We start from the raw sequence: 12,688 nt of genomic DNA, 5'->3' as shown, positions 1-12,688 counted from the left end.
CAATTGTCGCCGCCGGCCGGGCGGCGTGGTTGGCCACGCGTGGTCTGGACCTCACGGACGAAGGCTTCTATCTCAACACCATCAGCCATCCCGCTGATGATCGCTCCACCATGCTGCTGTTCGGCTACGTCTATCACCCCCTCTACGTTCTCGTAGGCGGGGACGTCGTCCTGCTTCGGTGGATCGGCATGGGGCTCTCCTTTCTTGCAGTGGCGTCACTCGCCTGGGTGGTTCTCGGCACACCGGCTCTGACCGGCAACCGTAGGCTGCCCCGCCTCCTGCGGGCCGGAGCGAGCGCAGGACTGGGTGCCACAACCTTGGCCACGGTGGCGCAGATGCCCATGACACCCGGGTACAACGCTCTTGCTCTACAAGGCCTCGCCGTCGCCATGACTGGGCTTGTGGTCGTGGGGACACGCGATGGGACGCCCCGATCGCTGGGAGCGGCCCTCCTGGGTGTCGGCGGCTGGCTGACCTTCATGGGCAAACCGACAACGGCCGCCGCCCTCTCGGCCATAGTCGTCGGCTGCATTCTCGCGTTCCCGGGACCATCGCGACGGTCGCTGTGGATCGCTCCTCTCGCCACCTGCGCTTCCGCTGGCATCACGTTGATCATGTACGGCTTGTCGCCGTCCGAACTCGCTCGAGTGCTGTCTGCCGGATTCGCCACCTCCCAGGCTCTGGGCGGCCATGACAGCCTCGTGAGGCGCGACCCGTTCCTTGGACAGCCGCTGACGCTGGTCCTCCTGCTTCTCGCTGTGGCCGTCGCTCTCGGAGCCGTATATGTCGCCACCCGAGCCACCCGCCTGTCCCCCAAGAGCTGGAGACGCCACCTCGGAGAAGGATTCGCCTTCCTGACTCTGATGGCCGGCCTCGGGGTGATCGCGTACTCCCTGGTGTGGCGCTGGGAGCAGCGGCCCGCCAGCACGCCGCTCGCGGCGACCGATGCCGCGTCCAACCTGCTGCTCGCCACAGCCACGGGCATCGGGGCGGTCGCCGTTGTGACGTGGTCACTCTTCTCGCGAGACCGCACCCGAACAGGCTTGGTGCCCTTGCTGGGCCGCATTGACCGCCTCCAGGTCACGACGGTCGGGGCGCTGCTGTGCATGCCCCCTGCCTACGCTTTCGGCACCAACGTGAATCTGTGGGCCGCTCAGGGTCGCGCCGCCTGCTTCTGGCTCCTCGCGCTCGGCGTCCTGCTCGTCCGATTCTTCGGCACAGGACGCCTGCGCTTGGTATGGGTGGCGCCCACGATCGCCGCAACCACGCTGCTCATTGCCACACTGGTTACCGCGGCCGCCGCTCCGTACCGTTACGCGCCTCTTTCTACCGCCACGATCGAGACTCGAGTCGGAGGGGGCACGATCCGCCTGACGGGCGAAGATCACCAAGCCGTGACGGCGCTCGGAGCCCTTGCCCAACGGCTCCACATCGACGAGCAGACTCGCGTGCTGGATCTCACCGGTGACTCTCCAGGTTCGATCTTCATCCTGGGCGCCCGAGCTGTAGGCGAAGGATGGATCATCGGCGGGTACCGCGGGAGCGAGCCGGCCGCGCGGCTCGCCATCGAGAACGACCGGTGCAGCGTTCGGAACGCTCTTCTACTCGTGTCACCCTCGGCTCCCAGGGCGGTCTCGGTGCGGGTATTGGCAGCAGCCGGGCTGGCCCTGGAACGGGATTACGAGCCAGCGGGCGAGTTTCCTCGTGTGCGTGCGTCCTCCGCGGGCGCCCACCTGGCGGAGACCGTCATGGTGTACCGACCTCGAAAAACCGGGCCTCCGCAACAATGCAGCCAATAGCTTCATCGGTCATAAAAGAAGTTATGATCTTCATGTGGGCTCGATGAAGGCTGAATCTTCACCTGTCGTCCTCATCGGCGACATCGTCGACTCCCGGCTGCACCCCGACCGGCAGCGGCTCCACGACTCCATCGAGGAGGCAATCGCGTCCGCGAACCGAGCGGTCACGCCGCTCGACCCGCTCGTCATCACGCTGGGCGACGAGTTCCAGGGCGTCTTCGCCACGCTCGGGGACGCCCTCACGGCCAGCTTTCGCGTGCGCGCCCGGTTGCACCCCGACGCCGACGTCCGCTTCGGACTCGGCCGGGGAGCCGTCTCGACGCTCGACCCGGTGCGTGGTGTCCACGACGGCCCCGGCTACTGGGCCGCCCGCGACGCCATCGTCGAGATCGAGGAGCGCGCGAGCCGTCCGCAGTCGCGCACGGCGCGCACCGCCTACTCCCCCGGCCCGGCCCCAGGACGAGCCCGCGGTGCCGGCGCGACCGCGGCGGCCGCCGGCACGACGGACGCTGCCGACGCGTCGGAGGCCGACGCGTCGGACGCGTCGGACGCGTCGGACACCGCTGACACGGCGACGGCGCTGCGCGCCGCCCTCGACTGTCTGGACTTCGTGGTTGGCTCCATGTCGACGACGACCCGCGACATCCTCGGAGGACTCATGGACGGCCAGAGCCAGCTCGACGTCGCCGCGCGGCTCGGCGTCAGCCCGTCCGCCGTGTCGCAGCGGGTGCGGCGGGACGGCGTCGGCGTGGCCCTCGACGCCATGGCGGTGCTGGGGCGGCTGTCGTGACGTGGCTGTCGGTCGTCCTCGTCGGGCTCGGCGTCGCCGACCTCGTGCGCTCCTCGTCATGGCGGCACTCACGGCTCGTAGCGCACGTCGCCGGCCCGCTGGTCGTCGTCGTCGTGGCGGTCGTCGCGGGCCTGCGCTCGTGGTCGGACGTCGTCGCGCTCGCCCTCGCCCTCGTGGCGTGCGCCGCCTGGATGCAGCTGTCGCACCACGCCCAGCTCACCGGACGCCGTTCGCTCGCCGCGCTCACCGTCTTCGGCGCCGTCGTCGTCGGGCTGCTCCTCTTCTCCGGAGCGGCCAGCCGACCGGGCGGGCTCCTCGAGACGTGGCTGCACTGGGCCGACCTGCCGGGCGGCACGTCCCACTCACCCGCCCGCGTCCTGCTCATCGCCGGCCTCGTGTCCTTCAACGTCGCCACGGCCAACGTCATCGTGCGCCTCGTCCTCGTCGTCATCGGCGCCCTGCCCCCCGGCGCCCGCACGGCCCAGGGGTCCGCGGCCGCCTCCGTGCCCGTCGGGGTACCCGGTGGTGCTCCGACGGCAGGTGGGTCGGCCGGCCCGTCGATCGGCCCGGCCGACCGTCTCAAGGGCGGTCGCCTCCTCGGGCCCATGGAGCGACTCGTCATCCTCGGTCTGGGGCTCGCCGGAGAGCTGGGCGCCGCCGGCATCGTCATCGCCGCCAAGGGCCTGCTCCGCTTCCCGGAGGTCCAGGCCGCGGCGCGCACCTCCGGTCCCGGGGGCAGCTACGGCGGCGGACCGGCCGGCATCGACGACGTCACCGAGTACTTCCTCGTCGGCAGCTTCGTCAGCTGGCTCATCGCCCTGACGACCCTCGCCTTCGCACACTGACACACTGGCCCGCATGGTCCCCACCCCACGACGAGCACGCCGTGTCGCCCGCAGGATGCGATCGCGCCTGACCCGACTGCGCGCCGACCTGCCCGACGTGCGCGACGCCGCCCTGAGCCGCGCGCGGACCAGGCTGTGGCGAGGCCGCCGGCACGACCTGGCCATCGCGCTGCACCTCTACTACCCCGAGCTGTGGCCAGGGCTCGTGACCTACCTCGACAGGGTGGGCTCCGGACGTGTCGACCTGTTCGTCACGCTCCCGAGCGGTCACGGGTCGCTGGCGGCGACGATCCGGGCGCGCTACCCCGGAGCCCGCTGCCTCGTCGTGCCCAACCGTGGACGCGATGTCCTGCCGTTCACCCTCGTCGCCGCTGCCCTGCAACGCCTCGGCTACGTCGGGGTCCTCAAGATCCACGCCAAGCGCTCACTGCACTCCGACTCCGGCGACACCTGGCGCGACACGATGCTCGAGCAGCTGCTCCCGGCCGAGGAGCAGACGGTCGAGGACATCCTGCGGACCCTGCGGTGTCCCGACACCGGCGTCGTCGGCCCGAGCGGCACCTACTTCCCGCTCTCCACCTACTGGAGCGGCAACGCCACCACGGTCCGCCGGCTGCTGGCGCCCCACGTCTCCGACGAGGCGCTCGGTCACCTGGACCGACCCGAGGAGCTCGGGTTCTTCGCGGGAACGATGTTCTGGGCCCGGCTCGACGCCATCGCCCCGCTCCTCGCCGAGCCCACCCGGGCCTACGTTCGCGAGCCGACACCCAAGGACGGCACGCTCGCCCACGCCCTCGAGCGCGCCTTCTGCGTCCTCCCCGCGCTTCAGGACCGGTCGATCCACGAGTGCGACGGGTTTGTCGTCCGGGCGCGGGCCCGCACCGCAGCACCCGTTCCGGACTGGTACCGCGAGTCGGCCCGCCGCGCGTGGGAGCAGGAACGCGCGGCCTCCCGGCTGCCGGCCGCCGACCCGGCCGACTGAACCCATCGAGCGGCGCGCCTGCACGGCTCGGTGACCAAGGCCGCACGCAGGCGGCGCGGGGGTGCGCCGCGCACGCTGGTAGCGTCGGAGCGTCCAAGCGCCACACCGATGTGAAGGGCCCTCACGTGAGCACAACCCCTGTCAAGGTCGCCGTCACCGGCGCCGCCGGCCAGATCGGCTACAGCCTCTTGTTCCGCATCGCGAGCGGTGCGCTCCTCGGTCCCGACACCCCGGTCGAGCTGCGACTGCTCGAGATCACGCCGGCGCTCAAGGCGCTCGAGGGTGTCGTCATGGAGCTGGACGACTGCGCCTTCCCGACGCTCGCCAAGGTCGAGATCGGCGACGACGCCACGAAGGTCTTCGACGGCGTCAACCACGCCCTCCTCGTCGGGGCCCGCCCCCGCGGCCCGGGCATGGAGCGCGGCGACCTCCTCGAGGCCAACGGCGGCATCTTCGCCCCGCAGGGCAAGGCCCTGAACGAGGTCGCGGCGGACGACATCCGCGTCACCGTCACCGGCAACCCGGCCAACACCAACGCGCTCATCGCCATGAGCAACGCCCCCGACATCCCCACCGAGCGCTTCTCGGCCCTGACGCGCCTGGACCACAACCGCGCCATCAGCCAGCTCGCCGCCAAGCTCGGCGTGCCGGTCACCGAGATCACGAGGATGACGATCTGGGGCAACCACTCGGCAACCCAGTACCCCGACCTCTTCCACGCCGAGGTCTCGGGCAAGAACGCCGCCGAGGCCGTGGGCGACCAGGACTGGCTCGAGAACACCTTCATCCCGACCGTCGCCAAGCGGGGCGCGGCCATCATCGAGGCGCGCGGTGCCTCCTCGGCCGCCTCCGCGGCATCGGCGACCATCGACCACGCGCGCACCTGGGTCCAGGGCACGCCCGACGGTGACTGGGTCTCGATGGCGGTCCGCTCGGACGGCTCCTACGGCGTCGAGGAGGGCCTCGTCTCCTCCTTCCCCGTCACGGTGCAGGACGGCCGCTGGTCGATCGTCCAGGGCCTCGACATCGACGACTTCTCGCGCGGCAAGATCGACGCCTCGGTGGCCGAGCTCGCTGAGGAGCGCGACGCCGTCAAGGGCCTCGGCCTCATCTAGGCCGGCTCGCCTCAGCCAGCGACGGGCGCCGATCACCGCGGGTGACCGGCGCCCGTCGCCGTTTCCGGCACGTGCGGTTCGCGGAGGCGACGGCGTCGAGGTGATACGTCGCGACCGACCGCGAGGAATCACCTCGACGGACGCGGGCCACAACCCGGTCGAGGTGATCGGTCGCGGCCGACGGCGAGGAATCACCTCGACGGACGCGGGCCACGATCCAGTCGAGGTGGTCGGTCGCGGCCGACGGCGAGGAATCACCTCGACCGCGCGAACGCGGGAGGCGTCGGCTCAGCGGGTGGTGCGGTCGACCGTGGTGTGGGTCGGTCCCTCGGTCGAGACGTTGACGGTGGCCGACGCGATGAGCACACCGATGCCGAGCGTCAGCAGGACGATGACGTCGAAGGCGCGCGAGCGGACGTTGAGGCCGCCCGCCTTGCGCGCCGGCCGGGCGACGAGGCGGATGACGGCACCCACGCCGAACGCCGCGGCCATGATCCGCCCACCCCACCGGACGTCGTAGAAGCCCATCATCAGCACGCCGGCAGCGGCGACGGCGGCCACGAGGTACCACCAGCTGAGGACGACGAACCCGCTACCCCGCCACTGCATCGGGGCGGCTCAGGCTCCCGCTGCGGCCGACGTCTCGGCGGCAGTGACGATGTTCGTCAGCAGGAGCGCGCGAGTCATCGGGCCGACGCCACCCGGGTTGGGGCTGATCCAGGCGGCCACCTCCGCGACGTCGGGGGCGACGTCACCGGCCACCCTGCCCTCGACCCGGCTCACGCCGACGTCGAGCACCGCGGCACCCGGCTTGACCATGTCGGCCGTGACGATGCCGGGCACGCCGGCGGCGGCGATGACGATGTCGGCCTGGCGCACCTCCCCGGCGAGGTCCTTGGTGCCGGTGTGACACAGGGTCACGGTGGCGTTCTCGCTCCTGCGGGTCAGGATCAGCCCGAGTGGTCGACCGACGGTGAGGCCGCGCCCGACGACGACGACCTTCGCGCCGGCGATCGGCACGTCGTGGCGGCGCAGCAGCTCGATGCAGCCCATCGGCGTGCACGGCAGCGGGGCCGGCTTGCCGAGGACCAGCCACCCGAGGTTGGTCGGGTGCAGGCCGTCGACGTCCTTGCGCGGGTCGACGCGCGACAGCAGCGCCATCTCGTCGAGGCCGGTCGGCTGCTGGACGAGGAAGCCGGTGCAGGCCGCGTCGGCGTTGAGCTCGTCGATGACGGCCTCGACCTCGGCCTGCGTGGCGGAGGCCGGCAGGTCGCGGCGGATGCTCGTGATGCCGATCTCGGCGCAGTCCCGGTGCTTGGCGTTGACGTACCACTGGCTCGCCGGGTCCTCGCCGACGAGAACCGTGCCGAGCCCGGGGACGACCCCCTGCTCGGCCAGCCGTGCGACCCGCTGGGCCAGCTCGGCCTTGATGGTCTTGAGGGTCGCCTTGCCGTCGAGGATGCGTGCCGTCACGGGGGACATCCTGCCACGGCCGCGGGGGCGTCCCCGCGGCCGTCCGGGCAGCCCGTCAGCCGGGCGAGCGTCGCTCAGGTGGTGAGGTCCTCGAGGGGGACGTCGGAATCGGCCAGCCGGTCACGGTCGACGACCGTGCCGTTGCGCACGAGCTGCTGCACCGCGTCGATGGTGTCCCACACGTTGACGTGCATACCGGCGAGAACCCGCACGCCGTCGGCCTCCGGTACGACCCAGAACGCCATGAACTCGTTGCTCTCCGGCTTCCCGCGCAGGACGACCTCGGCGCCGGAGTCCCGCGGCACGTACCCGGCGTACTCGAGTCCGACGTCGTACTGGTCGGAGAAGAAGAACGGCACCGGGTCGTACGTCTGCTCACCGGTCGCCATGGAGCGGCCGGCCGCGAGGCCGCCGTCGTTCGCGTTGGCCCAGTGCTCGACGCGGATGTTGCGGTCGAGCGTGTTGCTGCGCCAGCTCGCGACGTCGCCCGCGGCCCAGACGCCGTCGGCGGACGTGCGCAGCGCGGCGTCGGTGACGATGCCGTTGTCGACCTCGATGCCTGCCTTCTCGGCGAGGCCGGTGTTCGGCGTGATCCCCACCCCGACGACGACGGCGTCGGCCGGCAGGCGGTCACCCGAGCGGGTGACGACGGCCTCGACACGCCCGTCCCCCTCGATCCGGTCGACGCCCTCGCCGAAGCGGAACTCGACACCGTGGCTGCGGTGCAGGCCCGCGAACCACGAACCGACCGTCTCACCCATGACCGCGTTGAGCGGCGTCGGCTGCGGCTCGACGATCGTGACGGAGGCACCGGCCTCGGCCGCCGCGGCCGCGACCTCGAGGCCGATCCAGCCGGCGCCGACGATGACGATCCGCGCGTCCTTGCCCAGGCGCGCCTTGAGCGCCTCGGACTCCGGCATCTCGCGCAGGTAGAGGACACCCTCGAGGTCGGCGCCCGGCACGTCGAGCGCCCGCGGCGAGGACCCGGTCGCGAGGAGGATCTTGTCGTACCCGACGACGGAGCCGTCCTCGAGCGTCACGGTCCGTGCGGCCGGGTCGAGAGAGGTGGCCGCCGTGCCGAGCCGCAGCTCCACGCCCTGTTCCGCGTACCAACCCTCGTCGTGGGTGAACGCCGACGCCGGCTCCTCGTCACCCTTGAGGACGCTCTTGGACAGTGGCGGACGCTCGTAGGGCAGCCGCGGCTCCTCGGTGACGAGGACGATGCTGCCCTCCCGGTCGCTCTCGCGGATGCCTTCGACGGCCTTGGCGGCGGCCAGACCACCGCCGACGATGACGTACGTGGCTCGGTCGGCGTGCTGCGTCGTCGGGTCGCTCATCGGTGCCTCATACCCTGGGTCATGGCGCCAGCCAAACATGGCAGCGTCTCCCCGTCGAGACCCGGGTCCCGCCGGGCGCGTCACGGGCCCATCCCGTGGGTCTCCCGGCCCGCGACGCCTCGAGGCGACTCGGCACCTCGGGAACGAAGCAATCCCACGCGATTCCCGTAGGAGATGGAAGTTTTCTGCCTATCGTGGGACAGCCGGTCACGACACACCACCCACCCGCCCTGTCGTCGACCGCGCACCCACGCCGTGGCGGTCAGGGGTTGCCGCGACGTGGACGAGAGCCCGCCCTCCTCCCGGGGCGGGCTCTCGCGTGTGCCGCCGGAAGCGCGGGCGCCTCAGGAGGTCCAGGCGCGCCAGAGCGCGGCGTACTCGCCGTCGAGCGCGACGAGCTCGTCGTGGCTGCCGAGCTCGGCGACCCGCCCGTCGATGACGACGGCGATGCGGTCGGCGTCGTGTGCCGTGTGCAGCCGGTGCGCGATGGCGACGACCGTCCGCCCCGTGAGCAGCGCGTTCATCGAACCCTCGAGGTGGCGCGCCGTCCGCGGGTCGATGAGCGAGGTGGCCTCGTCGAGGACGATGGTGTGCGGGTCGGCGAGGATGAGCCGGGCGAGCGCGACCTGCTGGGCCTGCCCCGGCGTCAGCGCCTGGTGTCCCGAGCCGAGCTTCGTCTCGAGCCCCTCGGGCAGCCGCTCGACCCAGTCCGGCGCATCGACGGCCCGCAGCGCCTCGCGCACCGCGTCGTCGCTCGCGCCCTCGCGGGCGAGCACGACGTTGTCGCGGACCGAGCCGATGAAGACGTGGTGCTCCTGGGTGACGAGGGCGACCTCCCGGCGCAGGACGTCCAGAGGCAGCTCCACCAGCTCGACGCCGCCGACGGTCACCGAGCCGGTGCGTGGCCCGTGGATGCCCGCCAGCAACCGTCCGAGGGTCGACTTGCCCGAACCGCTCGGACCGACGATGGCCAGCCGCTCCCCGGTCGCCATCGTCAGGTCGATGCCGTGCAGGACGTCGTGACCGCTGCGGTAGGCATAGCGCAGGTCGCGGCCCTCGAGGTCGGGGCCCGCGGGTCGCGCGGTGCCCGGCGTGCGGTCGGGCGGCACGGTGGCGATGCCGAGCAGGCGGGTCGTCGACGCGACGCCGACCTGCACCCGGTCGACGGTGTGCACGAGCATGTCGAACGGCGCCCAGAGCGCCTCGGCGTAGAGGATCGCCGTGGTGATCTGCCCGAGCGTCGCCCACCCCTGCGCGAAGCCGAGCGCCCCGAGGAAGAGCACGAGGACCCGCGGGAGGCTGAACGCGACGTCCATGACGGCGAAGAGCAGGTTGCGCAGCGTCATCGTGTAGCGCTCGGCCTGCCCCGACACCTCGATGTCGTCGTCGCCGCGGCGCATCCGGTGCCGCGCGAGCCCCAGGGCCTCGACGGTGCGGGCACCCTCGACGGTCTCGGTGAGCGTCGTGTTGATCCGCGAGTAGGTGCCGCCTTCAGTGAGGTAGCCCCGGGCGGCGCGGCGAAGGTACCGGCGCACCTGCGCGAGCGCGACGGTCATGAGCACGAGCGAGGGCAGCGACAGCCAGAGCGAGTTGGTCACCATCGCCACGAGCGTCAGCACGACGGTGATACCGGCGAAGAGGGACTGGGGCAGCGCCCAGCGCACGCTCTCGCTCATGGTGCCGACGTCGCGGGTCACCCGGGTCACGAGGTCGCCGGTGCTCGCGCTCTCGACGCGTGACAGGGGCAGCCGGAGGATGGCGCGCACGACGTACTCGCGGGCGGTGGCGAGGACGCCCTGCCCCAGGTACGTCGCCGACAGCTGCGCCGCGAACGTGAACAGGCCCTGCACGACGACGAGGGTCGCGACGACGAGCGCGGCCGAGCTGGCTCCGGCCATCGCGGCGTCGACGCGTCCGGCCTGCACGTCGGCCACGGTGGAGTCGACGAGCCGGCCGAGCACCCGCGGCACGAGCAGGCCGGCACCGGCAGCGAGGGCGTTGGCCAGGACGACGGTGACGACCAGCACCTTCTCGTCGGACAACAGGCCACGCATGAACCGGACGACGTCGCGGGTGGTCGCGATGGGCAGGCCGGTCCGGGCGTTCATCGTGTCGGCGACGAACTCCCGGGCCCGCCGCTCGCGCAGCAGGTGGCGACGCCGCAGCGCCGCCAGCCGCTCCCCCACCGACGCGGACGCCGGCGGGCGCAGCTCGGCCGGCACGGCCGGCGCCTCGTGGGCGGCGTCCCACGTGCGTGCCGACTCGGCGGCGAGCTCGGCCGGTAGCAGGGCGGCGGGCACGGTCGAACCGGCGCGGTGCTCGTTCCGCTCGAGCAGGTCGTGCTGGTCGGCCCCGTCGGCCCGGTCGGCCCGGTCGGCCCCGTCGGCCCCGTCGGCCCGGTCGGGCCGGTCGAGCTCGTCGAGCTGGTCGGTGTGGCTCATCGGCTCTCCTCCGCACCGTGGCGGGCGAGGACGGACGGGTCAGCGTCGCCGCGCGCGACGACCGCGCGGTAGGCGTCGGAACGCGCGAGCAGGTCGGCGTGGCGGCCGCGCTCGGTGGCGCGCCCCTCCTCGAGGAGGACGACCTCGTCGGCGTGGTGCAGCAGCAGCGGCGACGCGGTCATGACGATCGTCGTGCGGCCGGCGCGGTGCGGTCCGAGCCGTTCGGCGATGCGCGCCTCGGTGTGGGCGTCGACGGCCGACGTCGGCTCGACGAGGACGAGGACCTCGGGGTCGGCGGCGAGCGCCCGCATGAGGACGATGCGCTGGCGCTGGCCACCGGACAGACCGCGTCCACGCTCCTCCAGCTCGCCCTGCCAGCCGCCGGGCAGCGCGTCGAAGACGTCCTCGGCCGACGCGGTGTGCAGGGCACGCTCGGCCTCGTCGCGCGTGAGGCGTCCGAGCGGGTCGACGGCGCGGCGGAGCGTGCCGGCGAAGACCTGCGGCGCCGTGTCACTGACGAGGATGGTGTCGCGGACGTCGTCGAGCTCGACCCGCGAGAGGTCGACGCCGCCGACGGTGACGCCCCACGGACGCCGGGCCTGTTCCTCGTCGCGGCGCGCCTGCTCCTCCCGTGCCCGCGTGCGGGCGGAGCGCTCGCGTCGGGCCGCGCGACCCTTGAGGTCCTCGGGGATCTCGTCGCTGACGAGCGCGCCCTCGTCGCGGGGCAGGTACCGACCGATGCGGTCGGCCAGCGCGGCCGAGTCGTCGGGCACGGCGCTCACCACCATGGTCAGGCGGCCGGGCTCGAACGTGGCACCGGACCGCTCGTCGACGATGGCGGCGCGGTGCGGCAGGGGCTGCGGGTCGTCGGGGTGGACCCACGGCGGGCGCTGGGCGAGCACAGCGACGGCCTTGCGTGCCGAGACGACCGAGCGCGTCCACTTCTGGGCGAACTCGACGAACGTGCGCATCGGCTGGATGAGGAACAGGCCGTAGCCGAGGAAGCTGACGAGCTGGCCCACGGTGAGGCGTCCCTGGGCGACCTCGCGCGTGCCGACCCACATGAGGGCCACGACGAAGCCGCCCGACAGGAGCACGCCGACGGACTCGACGGCGGCCAGCCAGCGGCCGGCCGCGACCCCGGAGCGCCGGACCCGCTGCGACTGGGCCGCGTAGTTGCCGCCGAAGGTGTCCTCGCCGCCGATGCCGCGCAGGATCCTCAGGCCGGCGACGATGTCGGTGGCCATCGAGGTCAGCTCGGAGTTGCGGGACCGCTCGACACCCTGCCAGCGCTGCATCGGCCGCAGCAACGGCGAGCCCAGCACGACGAGCAGCGGCGCCGACACGAGGACGAGGACCCCCATGCGCACCGACGTCGTGAGGACGATGCCGGCCACGACGAGGTAGGCCGCCAGCTGCGAGAACGCCCGGGTCGAGATCTCCATGAGCGCCCCGAACTGGTCGCCGTCGCTGCCGGAGACCGACAGGACCTCGCCGGTGGGCGTACGACGGGTCAGGACGTGGCCCAGCTGGAGCGCCTTGCGGGTGACGAGCTTCGTCGTGCCGTAGAGGGCGATGAGCCACTCGCGGACGATGATCGTGTGGTAGACGACGCCGCTGCTCGCACCGACGACGGTGACGGCCGCCAGCGCGAGCACCCACCGCAGCGTCGTGCTGCCGTCGCCGGCGACGATGCCGGTGTCGATGGCGCGCCCGACCATCCACGGGCCGACGGTCTGGGGCACCATCCACACGAGGGCGGCGGTGAGGCCGGCGAGGAAGAGCACGCCGTTCTGCCGCACCATCCACCACAGGAGGCGGCGCGGGCTGCGGGTGTCGGGCTCGGCGGCACCGCGCTCGGTGTAGGCGCGGGTGTGGGGCGGGAAGTCTCGCATGGCCCGTCCAC

General features: G+C 72.4%; 10 protein-coding genes. 5 read left to right on the top strand and 5 right to left on the bottom strand.

Features of this window, described 5'->3' with window-relative positions:
* The first annotated feature begins 29 nt into the window (after window positions 1-29).
* The 5 genes from ACR9ZK_RS01840 to ACR9ZK_RS01820 all read left to right on the top strand — a co-directional run bounded on the left by ACR9ZK_RS01840 (window position 30) and on the right by ACR9ZK_RS01820 (window position 5,531).
* Window positions 30-1,799, top strand: coding sequence for a hypothetical protein (locus ACR9ZK_RS01840; RefSeq protein WP_481339476.1), 1,770 nt, complete (start codon window positions 30-32; stop codon window positions 1,797-1,799).
* A 43-nt stretch (window positions 1,800-1,842) separates the two neighbouring features.
* Window positions 1,843-2,589 (top strand): SatD family protein, encoded by a 747-nt coding sequence (locus ACR9ZK_RS01835; RefSeq protein WP_481339474.1) that lies wholly within the window; start codon window positions 1,843-1,845, stop codon window positions 2,587-2,589.
* Window positions 2,586-3,434, top strand: coding sequence for a hypothetical protein (locus tag ACR9ZK_RS01830; RefSeq protein WP_481339472.1), 849 nt, complete (start codon window positions 2,586-2,588; stop codon window positions 3,432-3,434). The genes ACR9ZK_RS01835 and ACR9ZK_RS01830 overlap by 4 nt, the downstream gene beginning before the upstream one ends.
* Window positions 3,435-3,489: 55 nt before the next feature.
* Complete coding sequence (locus tag ACR9ZK_RS01825) at window positions 3,490-4,416, top strand: rhamnan synthesis F family protein (RefSeq protein WP_481339469.1); 927 nt, start codon at window positions 3,490-3,492, stop codon at window positions 4,414-4,416.
* A 125-nt stretch (window positions 4,417-4,541) separates the two neighbouring features.
* Window positions 4,542-5,531, top strand: a complete 990-nt coding sequence (locus ACR9ZK_RS01820; RefSeq protein ID WP_481339467.1) for a malate dehydrogenase — start codon at window positions 4,542-4,544, stop codon at window positions 5,529-5,531.
* Between the two features lie 288 nt (window positions 5,532-5,819).
* On the opposite strand, the gene ACR9ZK_RS01815 is transcribed toward ACR9ZK_RS01820, so the two are convergent.
* From ACR9ZK_RS01815 to ACR9ZK_RS01795, 5 genes are all read right to left on the bottom strand, one after another.
* Entirely contained in the window at window positions 5,820-6,140 is a 321-nt protein-coding gene (locus ACR9ZK_RS01815) for a DUF3017 domain-containing protein (protein ID WP_481339465.1), read from the bottom strand.
* Between the two features lie 9 nt (window positions 6,141-6,149).
* Window positions 6,150-7,004, bottom strand: a complete 855-nt coding sequence (locus ACR9ZK_RS01810; protein WP_481339463.1) for a bifunctional methylenetetrahydrofolate dehydrogenase/methenyltetrahydrofolate cyclohydrolase — start codon at window positions 7,002-7,004, stop codon at window positions 6,150-6,152.
* Window positions 7,005-7,078: 74 nt separating this feature from the next.
* Complete coding sequence (locus tag ACR9ZK_RS01805) at window positions 7,079-8,341, bottom strand: NAD(P)/FAD-dependent oxidoreductase (RefSeq protein ID WP_481339460.1); 1,263 nt, start codon at window positions 8,339-8,341, stop codon at window positions 7,079-7,081.
* Window positions 8,342-8,685: 344 nt separating this feature from the next.
* On the bottom strand, window positions 8,686-10,782 hold the full coding sequence (locus tag ACR9ZK_RS01800; protein ID WP_481339458.1) for an ABC transporter ATP-binding protein: 2,097 nt from the start codon (window positions 10,780-10,782) through the stop codon (window positions 8,686-8,688).
* On the bottom strand, window positions 10,779-12,677 hold the full coding sequence (locus tag ACR9ZK_RS01795; RefSeq protein ID WP_481339455.1) for an ABC transporter ATP-binding protein: 1,899 nt from the start codon (window positions 12,675-12,677) through the stop codon (window positions 10,779-10,781). Before ACR9ZK_RS01795 ends, ACR9ZK_RS01800 begins: the two co-directional genes overlap by 4 nt.
* Window positions 12,678-12,688 lie beyond the last annotated feature (11 nt).

The sequence above is a fragment of the Monashia sp. HAY1-5C genome, from assembly GCF_056755255.1.
The sequence above is the reverse complement of the archived record's forward strand: the minus strand, read 5'-3'. Positions and strand labels throughout refer to the sequence as shown.